The sequence below is a fragment of the Streptococcus sp. GP0011 genome (assembly GCF_030546305.1).
In the GTDB taxonomy this organism is placed as follows: Bacteria; Bacillota; Bacilli; order Lactobacillales; family Streptococcaceae; genus Streptococcus.
This window is the reverse complement of the sequence record NZ_JAUONR010000002.1, coordinates 245,016-266,636: the sequence shown is the minus strand read 5'-3', so window position 1 is coordinate 266,636 and position 21,621 is coordinate 245,016. Positions and strand designations below refer to the sequence as shown.

General features: G+C 40.2%; 21 protein-coding genes and 1 pseudogene. All 22 read right to left on the bottom strand.

From position 1 onward, the window contains the following. Positions 1-18 precede the first annotated feature (18 nt). Positions 19-1,356, bottom strand: coding sequence for a cell wall metabolism sensor histidine kinase WalK (locus Q4443_RS03660; RefSeq protein WP_125328031.1), 1,338 nt, complete (start codon positions 1,354-1,356; stop codon positions 19-21). Further along, positions 1,346-2,020 (bottom strand): two-component system response regulator CiaR, encoded by a 675-nt coding sequence (gene ciaR / locus Q4443_RS03655; RefSeq protein WP_049518544.1) that lies wholly within the window; start codon positions 2,018-2,020, stop codon positions 1,346-1,348. Before ciaR ends, Q4443_RS03660 begins: the two co-directional genes overlap by 11 nt. A gap of 130 nt (positions 2,021-2,150) precedes the next feature. Then, positions 2,151-2,492 carry a hypothetical protein gene (locus tag Q4443_RS03650; protein ID WP_049505708.1) on the bottom strand — a complete coding sequence of 114 codons (342 nt, stop codon included), beginning with the start codon at positions 2,490-2,492 and terminating at the stop codon, positions 2,151-2,153. A 161-nt stretch (positions 2,493-2,653) separates the two neighbouring features. Continuing rightward, a complete protein-coding gene (locus tag Q4443_RS03645) occupies positions 2,654-3,457 on the bottom strand; it encodes an SDR family oxidoreductase (protein WP_000502736.1) in 804 nt (267 codons plus the stop codon). Positions 3,458-3,471: 14 nt separating this feature from the next. Next, entirely contained in the window at positions 3,472-3,798 is a 327-nt protein-coding gene (locus Q4443_RS03640; protein ID WP_009013481.1) for a multidrug efflux SMR transporter, read from the bottom strand. A 50-nt stretch (positions 3,799-3,848) separates the two neighbouring features. Beyond that, positions 3,849-4,133 carry a helix-turn-helix transcriptional regulator gene (locus Q4443_RS03635; RefSeq protein ID WP_049505707.1) on the bottom strand — a complete coding sequence of 95 codons (285 nt, stop codon included), beginning with the start codon at positions 4,131-4,133 and terminating at the stop codon, positions 3,849-3,851. 181 nt (positions 4,134-4,314) lie between these two features. Then, on the bottom strand, positions 4,315-6,855 hold the full coding sequence (locus Q4443_RS03630) for a M1 family metallopeptidase (RefSeq protein WP_303407961.1): 2,541 nt from the start codon (positions 6,853-6,855) through the stop codon (positions 4,315-4,317). 120 nt (positions 6,856-6,975) lie between these two features. Continuing rightward, positions 6,976-7,417: pseudogene (locus Q4443_RS03625) on the bottom strand (ASCH domain-containing protein). After that, positions 7,414-8,262, bottom strand: coding sequence for a putative PEP-binding protein (locus Q4443_RS03620; protein ID WP_049518537.1), 849 nt, complete (start codon positions 8,260-8,262; stop codon positions 7,414-7,416). Before Q4443_RS03620 ends, Q4443_RS03625 begins: the two are co-directional and overlap by 4 nt. Next, on the bottom strand, positions 8,240-8,740 hold the full coding sequence (locus Q4443_RS03615; RefSeq protein ID WP_049479733.1) for an NUDIX hydrolase: 501 nt from the start codon (positions 8,738-8,740) through the stop codon (positions 8,240-8,242). The genes Q4443_RS03620 and Q4443_RS03615 overlap by 23 nt, the downstream gene beginning before the upstream one ends. 10 nt (positions 8,741-8,750) lie before the next feature. Then, on the bottom strand, positions 8,751-9,449 hold the full coding sequence (locus tag Q4443_RS03610; protein ID WP_049479735.1) for a 3-oxoacyl-ACP reductase: 699 nt from the start codon (positions 9,447-9,449) through the stop codon (positions 8,751-8,753). Then, entirely contained in the window at positions 9,442-9,678 is a 237-nt protein-coding gene (locus Q4443_RS03605; RefSeq protein WP_049479736.1) for a DUF2829 domain-containing protein, read from the bottom strand. Before Q4443_RS03605 ends, Q4443_RS03610 begins: the two co-directional genes overlap by 8 nt. A gap of 91 nt (positions 9,679-9,769) precedes the next feature. Next, a complete protein-coding gene (locus tag Q4443_RS03600; RefSeq protein ID WP_049518535.1) occupies positions 9,770-10,804 on the bottom strand; it encodes a DNA/RNA non-specific endonuclease in 1,035 nt (344 codons plus the stop codon). Positions 10,805-10,971: 167 nt separating this feature from the next. Continuing rightward, positions 10,972-13,224 (bottom strand): glucosaminidase domain-containing protein, encoded by a 2,253-nt coding sequence (locus Q4443_RS03595; protein WP_080978771.1) that lies wholly within the window; start codon positions 13,222-13,224, stop codon positions 10,972-10,974. A 110-nt stretch (positions 13,225-13,334) separates the two neighbouring features. Continuing rightward, the gene (locus Q4443_RS03590) at positions 13,335-14,321 is read right to left on the bottom strand and encodes a dihydroorotate dehydrogenase (protein ID WP_161800715.1); all 987 of its coding nucleotides are present in this window, start codon (positions 14,319-14,321) and stop codon (positions 13,335-13,337) included. Beyond that, positions 14,284-15,084: a dihydroorotate dehydrogenase electron transfer subunit gene (locus tag Q4443_RS03585; protein ID WP_001070074.1), complete on the bottom strand. Its 801-nt coding sequence runs from the start codon at positions 15,082-15,084 to the stop codon at positions 14,284-14,286. The genes Q4443_RS03590 and Q4443_RS03585 overlap by 38 nt, the downstream gene beginning before the upstream one ends. 247 nt (positions 15,085-15,331) lie before the next feature. After that, positions 15,332-15,712 (bottom strand): VOC family protein, encoded by a 381-nt coding sequence (locus Q4443_RS03580; protein WP_000157150.1) that lies wholly within the window; start codon positions 15,710-15,712, stop codon positions 15,332-15,334. 97 nt (positions 15,713-15,809) lie between these two features. Continuing rightward, positions 15,810-18,581 carry a J domain-containing protein gene (locus Q4443_RS03575; RefSeq protein WP_049518531.1) on the bottom strand — a complete coding sequence of 924 codons (2,772 nt, stop codon included), beginning with the start codon at positions 18,579-18,581 and terminating at the stop codon, positions 15,810-15,812. 13 nt (positions 18,582-18,594) lie between these two features. Continuing rightward, positions 18,595-20,259: a molecular chaperone HscC gene (locus Q4443_RS03570; RefSeq protein ID WP_049518530.1), complete on the bottom strand. Its 1,665-nt coding sequence runs from the start codon at positions 20,257-20,259 to the stop codon at positions 18,595-18,597. A 174-nt stretch (positions 20,260-20,433) separates the two neighbouring features. Further along, positions 20,434-20,793: a 50S ribosomal protein L20 gene (gene rplT, locus Q4443_RS03565; RefSeq protein ID WP_000124830.1), complete on the bottom strand. Its 360-nt coding sequence runs from the start codon at positions 20,791-20,793 to the stop codon at positions 20,434-20,436. 51 nt (positions 20,794-20,844) lie between these two features. Then, entirely contained in the window at positions 20,845-21,045 is a 201-nt protein-coding gene (gene rpmI, locus Q4443_RS03560) for a 50S ribosomal protein L35 (protein ID WP_001125942.1), read from the bottom strand. 32 nt (positions 21,046-21,077) lie between these two features. Further along, positions 21,078-21,608 carry a translation initiation factor IF-3 gene (infC, locus tag Q4443_RS03555; RefSeq protein ID WP_000848184.1) on the bottom strand — a complete coding sequence of 177 codons (531 nt, stop codon included), beginning with the start codon at positions 21,606-21,608 and terminating at the stop codon, positions 21,078-21,080. Positions 21,609-21,621 lie beyond the last annotated feature (13 nt).

Here is a 21,621-nt window from a genome sequence, read left to right as displayed (position 1 = left end):
GTTATCTAACTGTCTTTTTTATTTATTCTTACGTTTTGAAGGAGATTGAATAGCGATTTTAACTTCAAAAATTGTTCCTCTAGGTTTGTTATCTTTTACGCTAATCGCTCCTCGTAAGGCATCTACAATCTGCTTGGCTAAAGATAGTCCAAGACCAAAGCCACCTTTCTGACGGGTTCTTGCCTTGTCTACACGGTAAAATCGGTCAAAGATTTTCTTCTTGTCAGCAGCTGAGATTCCAATTCCATTATCCGTTACTGTTAGATAGAGATGACGATCTGTAGCATGAACTACAAACTCAATTTTCCCATCTTCTTCGGTATACTTGATGGCATTGTCAAATAAAATGGTCATGAGCTGTTTTAGGAGCAACTGATCGGTCATGAAGGGACGATAAATCCGATTTTCATACTCAAAAATACGATCATTTTCAGAAGCAATCAACTCATAGTTAGCAAAGGTAGTCTTAAAGAACTGTGGTGATACTTCTGCTATTTCTGGTTTAATTCCATCATCGCGACGTGCAAGGTTGAGAAGATTGGTCGTGAGGAAGCGCATGTTGCGAACTTCTTCAAGGCTCGAAGCGATACTTTCGCTGGATTCCATGATCGTTGCCTCTGGTTTTCGAAAGAGATTCTCTAACCGATTTTGTAAAACGGCCAAAGGCGTTCTCAGTTCGTGACTGGCATTTTCAACAAAGGACTTCTGCTTTTGCATACTTTCCAGCAAGGGTTTGACACTGACACGTGCTAAGTAAACACTGGCAATTAAAGACAGGAGCCAGAAACTAGCCATGACTACAACAATTAAATGCTCGTGGTTTTGGCTGATTTGCTCGAGCTGGCTGGTATTGATTAAAACCGCCGCATATTTGACATTGCTTGATACGGAGGAAGAATTGGTTTCCATCAAAATCATCCGGTAGGTTTCTTCCTGACCGTAGCTATTGACAACTTGGATTTGACGAATGTGATTCAACTCTTTCTTGTCCAGCTTAATCTTATCCAATCCTAAAAAGCGATTGCCCAGTAAGAGTTGGTTAAAATCCTTGTCAAAGAGCAAGACTTCCGTATTGGAGCTGACATTGGGCTTGATTTCAGCCTTGTTGGCATCCGCTGTTGCTGGTTGAATATCCTTGACCTCTTCAGTTGCCCGATTCAAGGCTAACTGGATAACCGCTTGGGGACTGCTACTAAGGGCTTGGAGTTTTTCATCTACAGAAGTGTAGAGACTCGAGTGCATGACCTGGAGGATAATCAAGGTCATAGCAGAGAAGATCAGGGTGAACACTCCAAAGTTTCGAATGAAATAGCTGAAATCATCCGCATACCATGTTTTTTTTAGTTTATTGAACATCTTTTAAAATATACCCGACACTACGCAAGGTTTGAAGATTTTCAGCAAAGGCTGTTCCCTTCAATTTCTTACGAACTTTTGAGACATAGACTTCTACAACAGAAATCGTCGTATCGCTATCAAATCCCCATAGACGGTCAAAAATTTGCGTCTTAGGAAGAATAACATTTTGATTTTGAAGAAAATAAACCAACAACTCAAACTCTTTCCCGAGTAGTTCCACAGGAGCATCTTCTACTTTCACTTCATTCGTTGAAAGGTTGACGACAATATCCCCAAAGGTCAAGGTGTTTTCGTTAAACTTACCTGAACGTTTGAGAAGGGCTTGGATCCGCATTTTGAGTTCTTCTAGATAGAAAGGTTTGGTGAGGTAGTCATCCGCTCCCAACTCAAAACCATGTCCCTTGTCATCCAAACTTTCCTTAGCAGTCATGATAAGAACTGGTGTCGTGATTCCTTTCTCACGCAATTCTTTCAAGACTTGGAAACCATTTTTTTCAGGCAACATCAGGTCAAGCAAAATCAAGTCATAAACGCCACTTTCAGCTTCGTAGAGCCCTTCTTCTCCATCAAAAACCTGCATGACATCTGCAAAATCATCCAAAAAGTCAAATACTGAGTTTGACAACCCTAAGTCGTCTTCTACTAGTAAAATCTTAATCATCTTGTTCTCCTCCTGCTATAAGATACTAATCAGCTTCATCTAAGGTTATTATAAAATAAAGAATTTTTGTATCATTTTTTGGATCTTAGTATAATTCTTTAATTATTATATCATGGCTTTAACAAATGGATTAAGATTTTGTAGTGTTTTCTTCATTATTTTGGTTAGAATTGATATCCTTGGCCTTCGTACTTCCATCTGCATTGGCTGGTTTCTTCTTAGAATTGCTACCGCCTTCTTGATTATTATTTCCTTGCGGCGGCTGTCCACCGTGACTTTGCATATTATTGCCATCTTGATTATCTTGCTGGGTTTTCGATGTTTGAACGGTCGACTGCTGATTTGTTGATTTTTGAGTCAAAGAACCGAATATATAACCACCAAGCAAGCCGACCACTAAAGAACCACTTGCTACTACTGATAGCCTCCACTTGGTGCTTTTTTCTACAACAATCATTTTCTCTTTATTCATTCTATATTTTTCTTTCTTTCTGCTTTAAGTTTCTGTGAAAAAATGAAGAAGCTCTACTTCATAAATTCACCACATCCTTTCTTTAGGCTACATACATCTTAATTATTTTTTCTTAAAGAATACTAAAAGATGAGAAAATTCTTAGAAAAATAATAGAAAATTTATCCAAAATATTTTTTTAAAATACGACCGTATCGTCTCAGTAAAAGATAATCCGCTATTGCTGGGGATAGAAGGTTTAATGTTGTAAAAATCTTTGTACCTTGTCCCATCAAAATCACTCTTTTACGAGATTTTATACCTTTAAGTAAAGCTTGGGTTACTTGATTTGTACTTGATATAGAGATCCCCATTTCTCTCCAAACTGGATGATAAGGCTTTTCTGATGGTGTGTCTGCTGCATTGGGGCAAAAATAAGTTATATGCATCTTTTTCTGCTCCTGTATTAATTCTCGGTTCATTGATTCGATAAAAGAAAAAAGTCCGGCGCGGCTCGCCACATCTACACTATAATAGGGGAAGGCCAGCCTACCATCTGCAAAACCTCCTGAATGCACAATGGTTGCTCCTTTTTGATTTTTTAACAAAGGTAAAAAATGTTTGCTGACAAGGATAGCCCCTATTAGGTTAATCGTCATAGTTTGATTGATCTCCTCCTCAGAGTGAGATAATAAAGATTTTCGTACATCAAATCCCGTTGCATTAATAACAATATCTATATTACCCGACCACTTTTGAACTTCAGACACTGCAACTTTAATAGAAGTTTCATTCGTTATATCTACTGAGCAAATCGGAATCTTGGAAGCAATATTCTCAGAAAAACTGGCTAATTTATTCATATTGCGACCTAAAAGAAATAAATGAGCACCTGCTTGAAAAAAAGCTTGTGTATAGGCTTGTCCCAAATTTCCACTGGCACCAATAATAACGACTCTTTTATTCTTAAAATAATTGTCACCCATAACATACTACCTCATTAGTGAACCTTTTGTGATAGGTTTAATATAACAAGCCCCACAATAACTAAAGCAATTCCCAAGAGACTTGCGAACGTTACTTTTTCATGAAAAAGCAAAATAGATAGCACAGTTGTTCCAACCAAACCAACACCAGACCAAATAGCATAGACTAGATTTAGTTGTATGCCTTTCAAAGACAAAGATAGAAAGAAAAAACACAAGCCATACAAAACTAAAGCAAGAATCCCAAAAAGCATTTTCGAAAAACCTTGCGACAGTTTTAACAGACTTGTGGCAGCTATTTCAGATACAATAGCAAGAGTTAAATAAACGTAAGACATCATTGTCCTCCTAGAATCAATAGAATTGAAAAGCTAGTCGGAAAACAATTGATTTAGCGATGAGTGGAAGCGAAGCAGGTCCAAAGTGTACAAGCATTAGCTAAAATCATAGACTTGATCTTTGAATTCTTGTAAACAGGAATCTTTTTTCGTCCACATAACTCATCTAAAGAGATCTGATAAAAATCAGCTAAGCGAATCAAACTATGACTATCTATAATTGTTTTATCATTTTCCCAATTTGAGATAGTTTGACGAGTCGTCCCCAGACATTCTGCTATTTGATTCTGACTGTAGCCATTTTGTTCTCTAAATAATTTTAATTGTTTTCCTAACATCTGCATTTCCTCTTTATATTATTCTTTTCTTCACGAATTGGCTAGACGAAATTCTTTAACATCCTATACAATTCTAGGTAAAATTTCTTTGACATTGCTATTATAACACGATTTTCAGGATGGACACTTTATACTGACTTCCAAAAAACAGCAGATTGCAAGATCCGCTGTTTTTTATCTATTACTTACTTGCTTTCAAAACCTTTTCTACTGCTGCTTTTTCACGCTTAATCAAGTCAACACGCGCTGCGATATCCTTGATTCCCATGCGGATGTTACGGCTAAGAGCTAGGTCAGAAAGTTGGGGCTCAAAGAATTCCTTGTATTCCGCCAAGCGTTGCTCTGTCTTAAACACATGAGCAGGAAGGATAACAAAGCTATCAAAGCTCATGTCTCCACCAAGAGCCGCCTTAATCCAATCCCAGTTTTCACGCGCCCATACCCAAACAGTTTCCTGAGTTGTTTGATGAGCAAGAAACTGGTAATACCAAGCAGACAAGTCTTGTGGTTTCACCACAAATTTATCCTTCCATGAACGAATCAAGGTTTGGATATTGTCAGCATCTGTACTGTAGGCAAGAGCCGCTGACAGCTGGCGTTTAAAGACCGCATCAGTGGCATGAGTGTAGAGGTCCAGATAAGTTGCGACCAAGTCCTTGGTCTCATGGTGTTTCATTTCATTGATGAGAACTTGAGCTCGGACGGCTGCAGGAAGTCCTGCAAGATTTTCCTTGTGAGCTGCAAAGATTTGGCTAGCGACTTGACTAGCTTCTGCATCATTTGAGCGAATCATCATAGAAACAGCCAACTGACGAACCAATTCGTCTTCATCCGATTCTCCATCTTTGGCTTCAAAACCAAGACGGGCATAGTTATGACGAGCCAATTTAGCAACCAGACGGTTAAAGGCTTTCTCAGTTTCTGTTCCTTCATCGATAAAGCGCTCAAGGGCAGAAATCACTTGAGAAACAGCTGAAACCACAAGGTAAGACTCTTCTTTAGAAAGTTTATCAAGGACTGGGAGCAAGTCTGCATAAGAAATGTGCCCTGCTTCAGCAAGCAGACGACGTTCTTGAACGATTTGCAGTTTGCTTGTATTATCAAGTGTCTCTAGCTCAGCAAGAACAGCATCTAACAAGTCTCCTTGATAGTCGGTAATGTAGTGGGCTGTATTTTCAGTGTTGAGACGGAGAGCTCCTTTATTTTCAGCAAGAAGAGCGGCATAGCCAGGGATTTCGATACTTTCAGTTTCGAGTGTATCTGGTAGGCCTTCCCAGTTGCTGTTGAGTGGCACTACCCAGAGGCGGTTCTTGTCTTCATGCTCACCGATGAAGAATTGTTTTTGTGAAATCTTCAAGACGTCATTTTCAACTTTGACAGCGAGAACTGGATAACCAGGCTGTTCCAACCAAGAATCCATGAAGGCTGCAACATCACGTCCTGATGCTTGACCAAGGGCATTCCAAAGGTCACGACCGATGGTATTACTGTACTGGTGCTTTTCAAAGTAAGCATGCAATCCTTTAGCGAAATCCGCATCACCTAGCCAACGACGAAGCATGTGCATGAGACGGCTTCCTTTGGCATAGACGATAGCGCCATCAAAGAGCGTATTGATTTCATCTGGGTGTTTGACTTCGACATGGACAGACTGAACGCCATCCGTCGCGTCACGTTTAAGCGCCGCTGGAACTCCACCTGTTTGGAAGTCTTCAAAGATATTCCAACTTGGCTCGATGGCATCCACACAGACGTATTCCATCATGTTTGCGAAGCTTTCATTAAGCCAAAGATCATCCCACCATTTCATAGTCACGAGGTTACCAAACCATTGGTGAGCCAACTCATGTGCCACAACAAGGGCAACTTGTTGTCGACTAGCAAAGGTTGAGTTCTCATCCACAACCAAGTAAACTTCACGATAAGTCACAAGACCCCAGTTTTCCATAGCACCTGCTGAGAAGTCAGGAAGGGCGATGTGAAGTGATTGAGGGATTGGGTACTTAACTCCGTAGTAATCTTCATAAAACTCGATAGAGCGAACGGCGATGTCCAGTGAGAAATCAAGGTTAGATAGGGGATGAGCTTTGGTTGAGTAGACACCTACAAGGGTACCGTTTTTAGTTTTAGCGGTCACACCTTGCAAATCACCTGCTACAAAGGCCAACAAGTAAGAAGACATACGAGGTGTTGTCGCAAACTTCCAGATGCCTGTTTCCTTACGGTTTTCCACATCAATTTCTGGCATGTTTGACAAGGCCACTTCACCTTCTGCTTGGTCAAAACGTAGAGCGAGGTCAAAAGTCGCTTTTGCTTCTGGCTCATCCACACATGGGAAGGCTTCGCGCGCAAAATGGCTCTCGAACTGAGTAGACAAGACTTCCTTCTTGACTCCATCAACTGTGTAGTAAGAAGGGTAAATCCCTGTCATGTTGTCTGTGATTTTTCCTGAAAAGGCGATGACCAATTCAACTTGACCTGCCTCAGCCAGTTCGATATGAAGGGCTTCATTTTCATGATCAACTGTAAATGGACGAGCTTGACCCGCAACTTCTACAGAAGCGACTTCCAAGTCTTTTTGATGAAGGGAAATACGGTCACTCTGTGCTTGACCAGTAATAGTCACCTTCCCAGAAAAGGTCTTGGTCTCACGACTCAAGTCTAAAAATAAATCATAATGTTCAGGAACAAATTGGGTAATAAAATGTTCAACTGCTTGCATAGTTTTCTCCTATTCTAAGTTTAAGAGTTTTACTCTTCTTCAAACAAACTTATTATATCATGTTTTGCTTTAGAAAAAAGGATTGGACGGTAATTTCCAAAACTTTCTTCCTTCTGCAGTCTAGAGTGGGTAGACCTTGCGAAATTCTTCCAAAACAACCTTGCTGTCAGGTGTAAAAGTCAGTCCTGCCTCTCTCAGCCACTCGGCGAAACAGTCCTCATGAACCTGACGCCAATAGGCTAAAGATTTGTCTCCCTCACCTTCCCTTATAGGCATGGTCAGCAGAAACTTGATGAAAGGGCTGAACGGAAACCTTAGTAATTTCGACAATGCAGACAGCTCGATCTTGGCTATCTAAAATGATGTCAAAGGTTCCTTCTCGTGGAAGAGGTTCGTCTTCTATTGCATAGAGGTCGTAGGCTGAGGCAGTTGCTGTCTTTTCGCCTTTTAAAACCAAATCTGCCAAGAGATCTGCTTCCACTCCAAAAGCCCAGGCATCTATCTCATCTCCGATAGAGGGGTTGATTTGCTTGTAGTCATTCCACATTTCTTGCGGTGTCATGGGTTGCTCCTTTGTAATTTTTTACTTACTTCTTTTATACGTTTGAGGTGGTCTGGATGATCAATCTCTAAATTAAAAATCTCTGGAATAGAACTGTAGTGGATAATACACTTGATACCCATCTGATTCATTTTTTGTATGAAAGAAGTATTCAGATAGCCTGCTACAGTAAAGTCAATCTTTTTTATCCTTGCTTTATCCTGCATATCTCTTAGCATATCTAACATTATTGGACTTTCCATATCATGCCATTGACTGTTTCTCACAGTCGCAAAAACAAAAGAAGTCAAATCATTCATTCCAACTATAATCTTTGAAATACCAGTTTCCAGTATCCTGTCCAAGTCAAAATAAGCTGACGGTAATTCAATCATTGTGCCGACTTTTCCAGTAAAACCATGCTCACGCAATACTCTAATAGCTTGTTTTAACTGCTCAGCATCATTGATAAAAGGAAAAATAACAGACAGATTGGGATTTGTTTGATAAACTTCTGTAACGACATGTGCTTCAGCCTGAAATTCATCAGGACACGCCAGCAAGCGCCTAGTTCCTCTATAACCAAACAAGGGATGATTTTCATCAAAATGCTCTTTAGTCCCCTCTAAACAATTAGCTTCTGTATTTGTTAACTCTGAAAAACGATACCAAACCTCTTCATCTGAGTACAAGGAGCAAATGGTATCTAGATAATCTTTTACAAATTGTTGACAACTTGCTAATAGGATATTTTGATTGAGCTCTCTCAGTAAGTATTCTCCACGAATCATACCGACGTGGTGCAATAACTGAGGATAAACTTTTTCAACAATTTGTTCGCCACTAAGGACAAGTTGGTTTCTCATCATTCACCTTCCAATTCATATACAAGGTCTTGTCCAGCTCTGGAAATCCTAATAATTCAGACTTAATCTTCAAGACTAATGGTGATGCATTTTCTTCTGTGATTTTCTGAATATCCATCCAAACATATCCGAGTGAATCATTCGCACCATCAGAGACAGCTTCCGAAATAGTAACTTGAGCTTCCTTCTCGTTGACCTCAATATCATAAAATGCCATGATATGGTGAACCACACAATTTTTTAACTCTTCCCTGACGAAAATATCGTAGATTCGAGGATTGGAGTAGCTTCTAACAGTAAATCCTGTCTCTTCCATAACTTCTCTAATCAGCGTTTCCGTCAGTCCTTCACCAAGTTGCTGACTACCACCGGGTAGATCATAACGATGTTGATAAGGGCCTCTCGTTTTTTCAATGCAGAGTAACTTCCTATTTTCAAAGCAAACAGCATAGACTCCAAAGTGTTTTTTGATTTCCATCCAACTCCTCCTACTTCAAAGACCAGCCACCATCAATAGTCAGGATTTGTCCTTGCATGGCGCTCGCTTTTCCACTTGCTAAGAAAAGGCTAATCACTGCTACTTCCTCTGGCTCAATCCAGCGTTTGATGGGCGTTTCACTAGCCACCCAGTCAGCTAAGCCACCTGGTTCAAAGTCGGCAGCGGTCATAGCTGTCTTGACTGCCCCTGGAGCAATCCCAAAGACCTGAATACCATCCTCAGCATAGTCTAGAGCCAACTGCTTGGTAAAGCCAGCTAAGGCGTGCTTAGACGAGGTATAGGCGTGACCACCTCCGCCAGCTAGACTTGAAGCAATCGAACACATATTGATGATAATTCCTTTTTTATTTTCCAGCATTTGCGTCAAATAATAACGAGTCAACTCAACAGGAGTCATATAGTTGATTTCAAAAATCTCTTGAATTTCCTGGGCTGATTGTTCCAAAAGTGGTTTGAAATCATCCAAAACTCCAGCAGTATTGCACAAGACATCCACCTGAGGACACCAGTCAAAAATTGGCTCCAAGTCCAAGGTCAAATCTCTCTGTAAAAAGTGAAAATCACGCTCTAAGAGTGGATTTTCACCTTGGTCAACTCCATAAACTTGATAGCCATTCTCTAAAAAGAGTCGTGCTTGAGCCAGACCAATCCCTGAACTTACTCCCGTCATCAATACACGTCTAGTCATGGACTTCTACCCAGTCCGTCGCCAAAACATCACAAGGTGTCGGGCTCCACATGGAAAAACCTTCTCCCTCCCCAGACACGTTGATTAGGAAATAGGGCGTCACTTCAAGTGCAATCCCGTTTTGCTCGATAGTGTCAAAGAGTTGGACATAGTTTTCAGCCCCTCCCCAACCAGTTCGTACATATTTTTTCTTGGCCTTTAACCCAGGCAGGATTTCTTCAAAAGTCATGATGTTCTCCTTTAATTCTACATTCTTCATTTAATTATAACAAAAAACCGTTTTCCAACGGCTTTTTGACTGTGTATCTACTAAATTCTTCTTACCACTGCAATCCGGCTTCTCTGATTTCTTTCTTAGAAGCAAATTTACCATTTGGTCTGTGCCATCTCCCTTTTCTATCTCTAAAGTAGCCACCTGAATTTGTTGATGGCGAGTTTGATTCCTGGCTTTCTTCCTGTTCTTGTGCGGCTTGGCGAGCTTTTTCCTGTTCTTCTTCTTTTGCTTTCTTTTCAGCTGCTTCTTTTTCTTCTGCCTCTTTCTTGGCTTTTTCCTCAGCTTCCTTCTTAGCCTTTTCTTTTTCTTCTTTTATCTTTGCATCTTCAACTGTATTTTTAGCCGTACCGTCCAAATAATTGATTTCCGCATTAGCTGAAACATTGTCTAAAACAACATGCGTCACTGAATACTGATCAACCTTTTCTTTACTACCACCCAATTTGATTTCCAAGAGTTTGCCATTTTCATCTATTCCCACATACTGCAATTCAATTTGTCTCGGAATTAATTCATCTTTCTGATAGATTGGGTTTACCTTGTAGTCAAGATAATAGTTGGGGTGATTGGCCAACCAAGAGTCCAATCGATTTTCATAATAAAGCATGCTACTTTGGTTTTGGTCATCTGTTCCAGAATAATTTCCAGCATTGAGCCAGTTAGTCATAGGAACCAAGTTTTTCTTTTCATCGTTTAATCCACTAAATTGGTAACCAATCAGATGACCTCTACTCATCAACCAAGCTTCTTTTTTACCATCACCATAAAAGAATTTATAATTGTGCCATCCAACTGGATCATAAGTCAACTTGGACTCTCTCTTCTCAGTTGGCTCATCACTGTCCTTAAGTTGAATATGAGCACCCGTTGCGCGTGATTTAGAATCCAATTCTCCAAGTTCTAGTTGTTTCTCATTTTTAAAAGGCAAGAGTCCAGCTTCTTTAAACAACTTCTCATCAAACTTGATTTGCTTCTGTTCAATTTTTTCTTCTGGGACCTTTGATTCCGCCTTATGTCCAGAACAAGCAACTAATGTTGTGATGGAAAGCAAAGCAATTGAGAAGGATAGTAACTTTTTCATAAAATTCTCCTTTTTATATAATAATTAGATTAATATCTACTATTACATTTTACTATCATTTTGTTAATTGTTCAAGAATAAAGATACTGTTATTATACTATTTCTCCTCCAATGTTTAAAACAAAAACGATAACCACTTCTCAGTAGTTACCGTTGATTTCTTTTGATTAGTCTTTCCCACCAAGTTTGCTGTTGATGGTCATCATGATGCTGGCTATCTTCTCACCCCAGTACGGATCGGAAGCATAGCGAACATTCATTCCAGTTGCCTTGTTTCCAAGGTGGTCTCTACCATAGTCAATGTAATTTTCACGAATCCACTTGGCCGCTCCAAGAATTCCTTTGTCCACATTATCAAAGCTCTTGGCTGAGAGATATGGGCTAGTATCATAAGCAGCAATACCAAAGAAGTTTTTCTTATCTCTGGCAATTTGACTACGTCCCCACGCACTTTCAAGAGCGCTATGTGCCATCAAGTAAAGGGCATTGACACCGTAGCGTTCCTCAGCTTCTTTGAAAGTCGCTCCTTTACCTGCTAGAGGACTATCCTGCAAGTTCATCATCGAATACAGTTTATCCAATTCAGCTGCACTATAATTACTTGGTTCTCTTAAGTTTTTATAGAGGAAAGGATTTTTAATGGTAAAGCCATCAAAGTGCTCTCCATCAGTTGAGTAGTACTTCTTACCAATAACCATAGCAGAGGTGTGTGGAGCTACTTTGATACTCGTATATGGAGAGAGTTCATGGTAGAGGAATTTCCCATCACTAGTATAATGAGGGATAAACTCGCTACCTTCATCTACTGCTGTCAAATCACTTTGATTCATATAGCCAGACAAGCCAGAAATCGAAACTGCAAGTCGGCCGCCTTTTCGCGTCGAGCTATCCAGTGAAACAATGCTTCCTTGGTTAATGTAACTCAAGATTTCTCCAGATGCACTATAGACATAGGCAGTGATTGGTTTAACTTTGTAATATTTGGTTTTATCCGCAACATGCCATCTACCAGAAGCATCCAAGGTATGACCATCCACAGTTTCATTTTTTGCCATATAACCGCCTGATTTAAGGTAATACCATGATTGGTCGGATGAATCGTAGATTAATTCTTTCTCAGCCATCTTTCCATTTGACTTGAGGTAGAACCAGTTGTTCTTGTACCATACCCACTCACTCGCAGCCATATAACCACCAGATTTGAGATAGTAGTAACCATTATCCCAGAGCCATTCTTTATTGGCATAATTTCCATCAGAGTTGATATAGAACCAAGAGTTATAATTCTTGTCAAAGAGCCACCCTTTGCCAGCTTTTGCTCCACTGCTCGTCACATAACTGCGGTCAATCCAAGTTTCCATAGAGAGGTAGCCGCCTGATTTGAAATGGTAATCCTTGCCTTTGATGGTTTGCCAACCTTTTTCAGCATAGGTTCCGTCAGCTTTCAAGTAAAACCAAGAGTTATAATTCTTGTCAAAGAGCCATTCCGATTTCAATTTAGCTCCACTCTTCGCAACATAGAAGCGATCTATCCAGCGCTCGGTAGAAAGATAACCGCCTGATTTGAAATGGTAATCTTTTTCTTTAATCGTTTCCCAGCCTTTTTCGGCATAGGTTCCGTCAGCTTTCAAGTAAAACCAAGCATCATAATTCTTATCAAAGAGCCATTCCGATTTCAATTTAGCTCCACTCTTCGCAACATAGAAGCGATCAATCCAACGTTCAGTAGAAAGATAACCGCCTGATTTAAAATGGTAGTCCTTCCCATCTATAGTTAACCACCTATTTTCAGCATAGGTACCATCTTGTTGAAGGTAGAACCAACTGCTATAGTTGTCATCATAAATCCAGGCTTGTTTAACCTTATTACCATTTTCTGATATATAGCTTTTACCAAGCCAAGCATTTTTCAGCATTTTACCTTGTGAATTGATGTAGTACTGGTTCTCACCTTGAGTGATCCACTCATCTTTGGCCATTTTCCCGTCTTCTTTAAGGTAATATTTTTCTTGACCTTGTTGAATCCATTCTTTTTGAGCTTTCTGACCATCAGACTTTAGATAATACCAGGATTCTTTTTCCTGATTAAATACCCACTGTTCCTTTGCTTTAGCACCACTTTCAGTCACATAGTACTGGCCAACCCACGTTTTCGTAGCTAATTTTCCAGCTTCGTTAAAATAGTAATCTTTACCAGCAACAGTCAACCAGCCATTTTCTGCACGTTGACCATTATCTTTAAGATAAAACCAGTTCTGATGCGTTTGGTCAAAAAGCCATTGCTTGGTTGCTGGTTTCCCGTCTGCTTTGAGGTAGGTCTTTCCTTGCCAAGTCCCCTCTTCTGCTTTTGCTGTCTCCACTACAGTAAAAAAACACCCCAATAAGCCAGCACTTACTAGGGCCACTTTCCATCGTTTCATTTAAATGCTCCAATAACGTTTTCTAAACCCTATTGTAACATAGTTAATCGACGGAAATATTACAAATTGATGAAGATTCTATTTCTTGTTGACGATAAGGAAGACCTAGCTTATCTCAGATTGGCTTTGACTTCCTGACGGAGATTTTCTAGACTGCTAATGCCGTATTTATCCATGACTTTTGGTAAATTTTCAATAATATCAGGACAGGCATATGGATTGGTAAAATTGGCTGTTCCAACTCCGATAGCAGAGGCACCAGCCAGATACATTTCTAGCGCTGCTTCAGCAGAATCCACTCCTCCCATTCCAATGATGGGAAGGTCGGTTGTTTGGGCGACTTGGCGGATGAGTTTGAGGGCTACTGGAAAGACTGCTGGTCCAGACATTCCACCTGTTCCATTGGCTAGGATTGGTTTTCTGGTTTTAAGGTCAAAGCGCATACCGACAAGGGTATTGATCATGGTTAGGCCACTTGCCCCTGCATCTTCTGCGGCTTTGGCGATGGTGACAACATCCGTTACACTAGGGGTTAATTTAACATAAACTGGCACATCAGAGGCTTCCACAGCTGCCTTTACCACTTCATAAGCCAAGTCAGGATCTTGCCCAATCAAAAGTCCATGATTGCCGTGATCCACATTCGGACAAGAGATATTGAGCTCGATAGCTTTTACATTTGTAGCCTTGGAAATCCCCTGAGAAACGGCAGCGTACTCTTGTTTTGAAAAGCCTGCTACATTGGCGATGATGGGAAGCGAAGGATATTCTCTTTCCAGCCAAGGCAACTTTTCAGCTAAAACAGCTTCTAAACCTGGATTTTGTAAACCGATTGCATTGAGCATACCTGCAGGCGTTTCTGCCACCCTGGGAGTAGGATTCCCAAAACGGGGTTCAAGTGTCGTCGCCTTGATCATAATGGAGCCTAAAAGGTCTAAATCATAGTATTTGGCATACTCTTGGCCGAAACCAAAACAGCCTGATGCTGGAATGATGGGATTTTTCAAATCCAAGCCCGGTAGAGAAACTTGTAAACGTTTGTTAGTCATGACTTTCTCCTTATAATACAACTGTTCCTGTGCGAAAAACAGGGCCATCTTCACAGACGCGTTGGCTGACGGTCTCACTATCTGGCACTTTTAGAACGCAGGCATAGCAAGCTCCCATCCCACAAGCCATACGAGATTCTAGAGATAGATAGGCTCTTGGATGATCATAAAAGGTTTGATTGATATACTTCATCATTCCCGGAGCACCACATGAGTAAACCGCATCAAATTGACTGTCTAAATCATTGATAACAACAGAAACATTTCCCTTGATGCCATAAGAACCATCATCTGTCGTTACAAAGACCTGACCATATCGGGCCAATTCGGTTTCGAGAATAACAGCATCCTTAGTCGCAAAACCGAGGACTGTCACTACTGTCACCCCACGCGCATGCAATTCCTTGGCTACTTCTAGCAAGGGTGGAACACCAATCCCACCACCAACGAGGAGGACTTGACTCTGGTCGTCTAGGTCAGACAAGTCAAAACCATTTCCCTGAGGTCCCATCACATCAAGAGTATCTCCCTGACTTAAGGTTGAAAAAATAGCTGTCCCAGCCCCCTCAATCCGATAAATAAGGTGACACTGCTTGTTTGCTTTGTCAATAGACGAAATTGAAATAGGGCGGCGCAAGAGATGGGCGTCATCAGGCACACGCAGATGAAGAAATTGGCCGGCTCGCATGGCTTCAACCATCTCCCCTTCTAGGACTAATTCAAAGATTGCTGGCGCAATTTCCTCTTGTGCGACCACCTTCATGGTTTCCAAACGAATGGCACCCAAACGCTTCTTACATGTGGGATTCATGACTTTTCCTCCTTAAATTTAAGGGGACCAGATAAAGAAAAGGCCTTGCTAATGCAAGGCCTCAGTTGGGTTAGGCTAGAACTCATGCGCACACTTAAAAAGTCTCCACAGAGAGTCCCCTTATCCCTTTTATCTGACACCTTGTGAGTCTCTCTGGACTCCCCTTAAAGGTTAAATTTGTATTAGTATACTCTTTCAAAGAAAAAAAGTCAAGTAGAAAACGAACATTCTACTTGACTTCACTGGATTATTTTTCACGAATGACTTCGACCTTGTAACCGTCAGGATCCTTGACAAAGTAATAGTTTGGTTGAGTTCCTGGAAGTCCATTAGGAGCTGTCACCTCATAGCCTTTAGCGCTATGTTCTTGATGTAGGGCCTCAAGGTCAGGTGTACTGAGGGCGATATGGGCGAAGCCATCTCCTACCACGTAAGGACCGTGATCATAGTTATAGGTCAACTCCAACTCATAGTCATCCCCCTCAAGTCCTAGATAGACAATGGTGAAAGCATGATCTGGAAAATCTCTGCGACGCAATTCTTTAAATCCAAAAGCATCTTGATAAAAAGCGATTGATTTTTCAAGGTTTTCTACTCGCAAGCAAGTGTGTAGCATTTTTGAAGCCATTTTCATTACCTCTTTCGTTTTAATAGTTCTATTATACCTTTATTCAGGAAAATTTACTAGAAACTTGAACCAGAGTCCTCTTCTCTACGCTTTCATTCTAAGCAGCACTTTTACGATTTTCCTTGCGTATATTGCGAATAAGGAAAAGCATGATCAGGATAAAAAGCCCCTCGAGGAAGTAGAACGTAAATTCGCTGTTCATGATTAGTAAGTCTTTGTAATGATAGTTATTACCGAAAACTGAATTTGGTGCGAATAGGATTCTGAATAGTCTTCTTAAGAAAATAAAGATCTGCAATCCATAAATCATAAAGACCTTCTTCACACCAATCATGAAGCCTTGTTCCTTTGTAAAATAAGACAAAGCGATTCCATTTAACAAGAGGATAACGGTTATGGCCAGAGTTTCATTTCGTAGAATAGTTGGATCAAAGATATCTAAACGGCTGTGAATATATGGCAACGTTTGAAAGAGTAGAATTCCCAAGATTGCTGGAAGAAGGATTTTCTTCAGAGATGGTGGAAATCCAGGACTAAATCTTGTAAAGGACAAGCAAATCACAAGGATTGCAAAAATATGGAAGTAAGATATTGCAACTCCTGAAATAGTCTGGCTTTGATTTGCCAAAGCAGAAAGAAAGCCAGCAGAAAGAAAGATACCAACAGGAATCAGCTTATCCAAAGAATAATCCCATTTCAGCCCCTGACTCACTTGGAAACCATCGATGAAGCTGAAAAATGTAATGAACATAAGGGCACCGATGAGGCCAAACGGTAAGGATGGAATGACGAGGGTCAATAGCAAGATTAGTAGGAACCATGGATGGGGGCTGTAGTAGAATTTCCGTTTTTCTCCTCTAGCAGTCACTCCCTCCTCAATCGGTGTTTTCCTTAATTTTAGCATATAGACGTAAAAGAGAGAAAACATACCAGCATGAACCCATGAATTATAACCAGGTCTCTCTATAATACTGAGCAGCAAACTTACAATCGTAAATAGACTAAAGAAAAACTGAAGAAACTTATTTTTAAAGACCTGTCTTTTTTTCCAATCCAAATAAGAGAGTCTGGCCTTCGGATGACTAAGTTCATAGGCATAAGTCGTCATCTCTTCTAGTTTCTGGTCTGTCTCCTCCGTCATCATTTGGGGAGCCATTTTAGAAGTAGGAAAAGGAGCTAAAACATATCTCAGGAGCTCCCCGTCTGTGAATCGACGGTACTCCTTATAGATCTGTTGAAGCAAAACCGTTAGAATGCGTGGTCTTCCTTTAAAGTAGCTTCTCCACTTATCCCAATCATTGATATCTTCATCGTTCTTAGTGAGTTTATCTATATAAAGATAACCTTCATTGTACCAGTAATCAAAATTTTCTTTTTTGTTAAGTGCATACTCCTCTACCACTGAAGGATAAGAATGGATACTCTTCCAGAAATGGAGTTTTTTCAGGTAAGGATTTGATTCCTCATCACTGTAACGCTCTACAAATTGAAGAACGAGAGCTAACACTTTCGCATTGGTTAAAGGATAGACGTCCACCTTTTCTAACAAATCAAGTAGGAGCGTGTGATCTTGAACTGTTTCAAAAAGATATTGCCAATCACGTAACAGTTTGTACTCGTCTTCATAGTGAGCATGGAGCAACTCATAGAAGGCTGCCTCAACTTCATCCGGATTATCTAGAGTGTAATGACTAAAGTCAACGTTTTCTCCCAGCTCCTCTTTTACTTCCTCTAAGTAATCAGCCAAGTCATTCAAGAGTGGATAATCCTCTTCAAATATGACTTGTCGGTTTTTTTCAAGAATATAGGTTAAAACGGGCACACTCTTGATCATCTGACGATTTTGATTTACTTGATCCAAGACCATAAAGGCCAAATAAGGGTGCTTGAAAAACTCTATCCAGGAGCTCAATTGATTTGCTTTGTTAAAATCTTGGAGAATTTCTTGGCAAAGTTGATAAGAATAATAGAATTCTTCAGTGGCTTCATGTGCGCTTTCAAGCGAACTGCCTTCCTCTTCTGCTATAGCTCTTTTAACTTTCCAATACTTCAATTTATAGTAATAGCCCCAGTGTCGGAAGTCAGGTATATAATCTTCCAGCAAGGGAATGAGGATAGAGAATTGCTCTGGTTTATTAAAAATATAAACATCCATTTCCTCTAAAACGGATTGAACAATGTCCATATCATACTGATACTGATGAAAGAACTGACGCCATAGATGCTCTTGTTCCTCTTGGTTATAACCGTCATTTCCAACAATACTTTCAATCGCATTTCGAATCAGATAAGTTTCTTCATTATAACCACTAAAGTCAAGAGTAGACCTTGTTATTCCTTCTTGCCCTTGGTTCTCTTCGTCACCAAACGTTTCAAAGTTGAGGGTATTCTTAGCTCTTTCTTCAGAATCTCCATTTAGCTGAACTTCCTCATCATAGTCACTAAAGTCAAGGGTTGACTTTTGCTCATCCTCTTCTGCTTTAAAGGTTTCAAAGTTAAAGGAATCGCTGGTTTTATCAGTCAATTGCTGATAATCACTAAAATCAAGACTAGATCTTTCAGACTCTTCGTTCTCAGTCTTCGTTTCTTCAATCAAGTTTTCAAAGTTGAGACTTGAGTTAGGCTTTCCATTCGCCTCTTCTTCAAGTTCAGTAGCTTCTTGAGAGTCACTCGCTTTTTTGAGACTATTTTCTGGTCTTGTGTTTCTAGACCTCGCATAAGTCAAAGCTTTTTGATAAGCTTCAACAATTTCTTGGTAAATTTCTGGTTGGTCTTCTGGGTGATAAAGCCGAACCAGTTCAGCATAACGCCTTCTAATAAGCTTGACGTCAGTCGTTGGCTCTATCCCTAAAGTTTCCCATATATTCATAAGGTATCCTCTTTTATAGTCCTCGCTCTAGGAAGTCTAGATAGTTTGAAAATGATTGATAGAGTTTTGGCAAATGATACACAGATGCTTGACTGACCTCTTCTTCAAATCGTCTAGTTTCAGCCATTAGCTCATCTCTTCTTCTCCCCAAGAGCATACTGTACACGCGATTCGCTTTTTCAATCAAGAAGCGATAAACCTCTGTTTCTTGAGCATTGATCTTATAGCGAGTCAACTCTGCTTGCTTAGCCTTGATTTCCTTTTCTGTCAGAGTAACACTATCTTGGAGAATAACATGACTAAAGACTTCCTGTGTTGAATCAATTTTCACTTCGACATCCAAAATTCCATTTAAATCATAGGTAAACCGAACTGTGAAACTTTCATTTACTCGAGTATTCACAGGGACGGGAACTTCTAATTCTCCTAGGAACAGATTTTGTGATGCCTTCATCATCTCACCTTGATAGACCTTTATCTTGACTTGGCTCTGTCCCAATTCAGCCGTATAGTACTGCTCGATGCGTGAAGCAGGTAGGGTGGAATTTCGCTCGATAATCGGCGAAAAACGGTCTCCAACTATCTCAATTCCTAGTGTAAAAGGACAAATATCAGACAGCAGCAAATCTCGTATCTCACCCTGCCGTTCTTTTATTCCTGCTAGAAGGGCACAACCTCTCGCAATCATTCGATCAGGATCATCCGATACCTGAACCATTTGATTGATACAGTAGGATAAAAAGTCCTGAACCAAGCGGAGTTTCGAAGTCCCCCCAACAAGAACAAAGTTATCTGATGATACATAGCTATAGCGTGCATCCATCAAGGCACGATCCAAAACGGCCTTAACACGGGCTAGCAGTGGTTGACAAAGCTCATAAAAGCGTTGGTAGCTCAAGTCTAAAGTGTATTCCTGATCTTGGTCCAGAACCGTCATCTTCACTTCTTCTTTATCATTAAGTTCTAGCTTTGTCTTTTCAGCCTGTACCAGAATTTTGCTATAAAATTCACGGGAAATCGTATCCTTGGTTAATTGATTGGAAACTAAAAATTCCTCAGCAATAGCCGCAGTAAAGTCTTCTCCTCCCAAACGATTGTCCCCTGCAATCGACACGATTTCAACTATGTTATCAAAAAGCTCTACAACTGAAATGTCTAGAGTCCCACCACCAAAATCGACTACAATAAAAGATTGATCTTCTTGGTTTACCATAGATCTTTTAGCAAGAGCCGCTGCGGAAGGTTCATTGATAATCCGATCAATCTGAACGCCTGCAAATTTCCCTGCTAGTTTGGTCGCATAACGTTGAGCATCATTGAAATAGGCTGGAACACTGACAATCACTTCCTCGACCTTTTCTCCAAGATAGGTCTCTGCATCGTCTACCAACTTTCGAATGATAAAGGAGCTTAATTCTTCAGCTTTATATGCTCGATTTCCTAACGTCAACTCATGCTTAGTCCCCATAAAACGCTTGAACTGAGAAACCGTCTTATCTGGGTGGGTTACCAAGCGTTCCTTGGCAATTTTTCCAACTATAATCTCATCATTGTCATCTAAAGCCACAACAGAAGGAGTCAAATACTCACCAAAAGCATTGGGAATCAGCTTAACCTGGCCATCTTGATATACCCCTACTAAAGAATTAGTCGTTCCTAAATCAATACCTACTATCATCTTCTTCAAACTCCAAATCTTTTTTAGATATTCCTATTATACAAGAAATATCCTATTTTCTTTGAAAAAATCTGTCATTTACTCTCTAAAATAGAAAATCATTTATGGAAAATAAAAAAGTTTCACCCTACTCTTGCGGTAAAACCACGAGAGTAAGAATGAAACAGTTTGTCATTATTTACCAAGTTTTGCTTTAGCTGCATCTGCAAGAGCTGTGAAAGCTGCTGCGTCGTTAACAGCCAAGTCAGCAAGCATTTTACGGTTAACTTCGATTTCAGCCAATTTCAAACCATGCATCAATTGTGAGTATGAAAGTCCGTTCAAACGAGCTGCCGCATTGATACGAGTGATCCACAATTTACGGAAGTCACGTTTTTTCTGACGACGGTCACGGTATGCATAGTAGTAAGAGTTCATTACTTGTTCTTTTGCAGTACGGAACAAGATGTGTTTAGCTCCATAGTAACCTTTTGCTAGTTTAAGAATACGTTTACGACGTTTGCGTGATACAACGCCACCTTTAACACGTGCCATGTTTTATTTCCTCCAAATATTTCCTAGAATTGTTTACTTACTGTTAAGCTATTATTTCAAGCGAGTAAGCATTGCTTTGATACGTTTGAAATCTCCTGAATGCACCATAGATGCTTTACGAAGATGACGACGTTGTTTCTTAGTTTTTCCGTGGAAACGGTGAGAAGTGTAAGCACGGAAACGTTTAAGTCCACCAGAACCTGTACGTTTGAAACGTTTAGCTGATGCGCGGTGTGTTTTTTGTTTTGGCATGATTTTTTCTCCTTTATTTAACTTTCTGACAATTATTTTTTGTCAGTTGCTGGCGCCAACTGCATGAACATTTGGCGTCCATCCATCTTAGCTCGTTGTTCGATGATTGCAATATCTTGTGTTGCTTCAGCAAACTCGGCTAAAACTTTTGCACCAATCTCTTTATGGGTGATCATACGACCTTTAAAGCGAATGGATACCTTAACTTTATTTCCTTTTTCAAGGAACTTGCGTGCATTGCGAAGTTTTGTGTCAAAGTCACCCTTGTCAATAGTTGGACTCAGACGAACTTCTTTCACAGTAACAACACTTTGTTTTTTACGTTGTTCTTTTTGCTTTTTCTGATACTCAAATTTGAACTTACCGTAGTCCATAATTTTAGCAACAGGTGGTTTTGCTTGGGGTTGAATCAATACTAAGTCAACATTTGCACTATCAGCCAATGCTTGCGCTTCGCTGAGTGGCTTGATGCCTAGCTGTTCTCCCTCAAGACCGATCAAGCGAACTTCACGTACACGAATTTCATCATTGATGAATAAGTCTTGCTTTGCTATGGTTTTCACCTCTTTTTTATTA